The organism is Ralstonia sp. RL (assembly GCF_001683835.1).
Classification (GTDB): domain Bacteria; phylum Pseudomonadota; class Gammaproteobacteria; order Burkholderiales; family Burkholderiaceae; genus Ralstonia; species Ralstonia mannitolilytica.
Map to the genome: position 1 here is coordinate 1 of NZ_LWRX01000047.1, position 2,458 is coordinate 2,458.

At 58.9% G+C, this 2,458-nt stretch carries 2 protein-coding genes; both read right to left on the reverse strand.

The window, feature by feature from the left end; genetic code table 11:
- Positions 1–118: 118 nt before the first annotated feature.
- Positions 119–1,774, reverse strand: coding sequence for a PhoH family protein (locus tag A6M56_RS05130; protein ID WP_286757840.1), 1,656 nt, complete (start codon positions 1,772–1,774; stop codon positions 119–121).
- A gap of 203 nt (positions 1,775–1,977) precedes the next feature.
- Positions 1,978–2,454: a peroxiredoxin gene (locus tag A6M56_RS05135; RefSeq protein WP_286757841.1), complete on the reverse strand. Its 477-nt coding sequence runs from the start codon at positions 2,452–2,454 to the stop codon at positions 1,978–1,980.
- Positions 2,455–2,458 lie beyond the last annotated feature (4 nt).

Genomic DNA, 2,458 nt, shown 5'->3' on the forward strand with positions numbered 1-2,458 from the left:
CTTCGGCCTTCGTCGCCGCGATCGCATGGTGGATCGGCACCAAGATTCTTTGACCGGAGCCGCATAGGACAAAAAAGCCCGCAATGCGAATTGCGGGCTTTTTTTATAAGAGGCAGTGTTACAGCACGTCGCTCGCGTGATCCGCCAGGCGCGAACGTTCGCCGCGCGCCAGCGTCACATGGCCGCTGTGCGCCCAGCCCTTGAAGCGGTCCACCACATAGGTCAGGCCGCTCGAACCTTCGGTCAGGTAGGGCGTATCGATTTGCGCGATATTGCCGAGGCAAACGATCTTGGTGCCGGGGCCGGCGCGCGTGACCAGCGTTTTCATCTGCTTCGGCGTCAGGTTCTGCGCTTCGTCGATGATCAGGAACTTGTTGACGAAGGTGCGGCCGCGCATGAAGTTCAAGGACTTGATCTTGATGCGCGAGCGGATCAGATCCTGGGTCGCGGCGCGTCCCCATTCGCCGGCATCCGAGTCCGACTTGTTCAGCACTTCCAGGTTGTCGTCGAACGCGCCCATCCACGGCGACATCTTCTCTTCCTCGGTGCCCGGCAAAAAGCCGATGTCTTCGCCGACCGGAACCGTGACGCGGGTGACGATGATTTCGTTGTAGAGTTTGGTCTCCAGTACCTGCGCCAGGCCTGCCGCCAGCGCCAGCAGCGTCTTGCCGGTGCCGGCCTGGCCGAGCAGGGTGACGAAATCGCAGTCCGGATTCATCAGCAGGTTGAGCGCGAAATTCTGCTCGCGGTTGCGCGCGGTGATGCCCCAGACGCTGTTCTTGCCGTGCGTGTAGTCGCGCAGGGTCTGGATCACCGCGGTCTTGCCGTTGATCTGTTTCACCTGCCCGTAGAACGGCGCCTCGCCGGTCTTCGGTTCCAGGTACACGAACTGGTTGACCAGGAAGGAGGGCACGGCCGGGCCGCTCAGGCGGTAGAAGGTGTAGCCGGTGCCGTGCTTGTTCTCCTGCCACGATTCCATGCCCTTGCCGTGCTTGTTCCAGAAGTCGTCCGGCAGTTGCAGGATGCCGGAATAAAGCAGGTCGGTGTCTTCCAGCACATGGTCGTTGAAATACTCTTCCGCCGGCAGGCCCATCGCGCGCGCCTTGATGCGCATGTTGATGTCCTTCGACACCAGCACGATCGGACGGTCCGGATACTGCTTTTCCAGCGCGCGCACCACGCCGAGGATCTGGTTGTCGGCCTTGCCGATCGGCAGTCCTTCCGGCAGCGCCATCGTCTGCAGCTTGGTCTGGAAGAACAGGCGGCCCTTGGCATCCTTGTTGCCCAGCTTGTTCAGCGGGATGCCCTCCTCGATCGCATGTTCTTCCACGCCGGCCACCAGCGCATCGAGCGAGCGCGACACCTGGCGTGCGTTGCGCGCGACTTCGGACATGCCCTTCTTGTGGTTGTCCAGTTCTTCCAGCGTCATCATCGGCAGGTAGACGTCATGTTCCTCGAAGCGGAACAGCGAGGTCGGGTCGTGCATCAGCACGTTGGTGTCGAGCACGAAAATCTTGGTGACGCCCAGCTTGTCGGCGGTGCGGCTGACGTTGGACTTGATCAGCGTCTCGACGTCTTTCTGCTTGGCGGTGCGTTTTGCCGCGGGCGATTTTTCGGCGGTCTTGGCGCGTGCCTTCGGTGTGGCTTCGGTCGGTTGCGGCGTTGATTCCACCAATGTCATCAAGGGCTTTACCGATTTGCCTTTCTCTGCCTTCGGGTAGTCCTCGGGAGAGAGCAGTTCAGCGGGTTTGGTCGGTAATTTAGGTAGTGGCATCAGGACCTCAATCTAAAGTGTGTTGAACTGAATGCGAGGAGGCTCAAACAGCGCCGGGCGGGTTGCAGGGCAGGGTGAGAACTGGTCGAGTGAGCTGTTTGCAAAATACAAAAGCCGTTTGGGTGGAGGCTGCTGGCCTCTTCCACAAACGGCTTTCTGTAAGAAAAATCTTTTAAATTCAATGTGTTCTGCGTTGGACGCGATTATGCGAGCGTTTTGACGTATTCCAGAACTTCGTCAACGTGCCCAGGCACCTTGACTCCACGCCATTCTTTCACCAATTTCCCGCTGCCGTCAATCACAAATGTGCTGCGCTCAACGCCACGCACTTTCTTGCCGTACATGCTTTTCATTTTCATCACGTTGAACAGGTTGCACACCGTTTCCTCCGGATCGGAGATCAGCTCGAACGGCAGCGCCAGTTTCGCCTTGAATCCTTCATGGGAGCGGATGCTGTCGCGGCTGATGCCGAAGATTTCCGCATGCGCCTGCTGGAATTGCGGGTACAGGTCGCGGAATTCCATGGCTTCCGTGGTGCAGCCGGGCGTGTTGTCCTTGGGGTAAAAATACAACACCAAGGTCTTGCCCTTGTAGTCGGACAACCTGAATGTCTTTTCGCCGGTCATCGCAGCGGAAAATTCCGGTACGGTCAGGTTCAGTGCGGATGGGGTATCGTCCACGCTA

Bases quoted from the DNA above. Each gene is read 5' to 3' on its own strand.
- A6M56_RS05130 (WP_286757840.1), bottom strand. From the start codon at position 1,774: ATGCCACTACCTAAATTACCGACCAAACCCGCTGAACTGCTCTCTCCC.